Origin of the sequence: Bradyrhizobium sp. CCBAU 45394 (genome assembly GCF_028128655.1) — a bacterium.
Lineage (GTDB): Bacteria > Pseudomonadota > Alphaproteobacteria > Rhizobiales > Xanthobacteraceae > Bradyrhizobium > Bradyrhizobium diazoefficiens.
Map to the genome: position 1 here is coordinate 1 of NZ_LBIX01000023.1, position 253 is coordinate 253.

Sequence of the window (253 nt, forward strand, 5' to 3'; positions counted from 1 at the left end):
CCCGATCGAACGGGCCTATGTCGACAAGGGATATCGCGGCCACGACACACAAAATCCCCGCCGCGTCTTCATCTCGGGCCAGAAGCGCGGCGTCTTCGGCGTCATCAAGCGCGAGCTACGCCGCCGTTCCGCCATCGAGCCCATCATCGGACACATGAAGAACGAAGGTCACCTTGGCCGCTGCTATCTCAAAGGCCGCGCCGGAGATGCCGCTAACGTTCTCCTCTCGGCCGTTGGCCACAACCTCCGCCGT

At 63.2% G+C, this 253-nt stretch carries 1 protein-coding gene; it reads left to right on the forward strand.

Translation table 11 applies throughout. The features are described from left to right. Nucleotides 1-253, forward strand: a 253-nt coding sequence (locus WN73_RS11485) for a transposase (RefSeq protein WP_271552810.1), incomplete at both ends; no start/stop codon positions are given.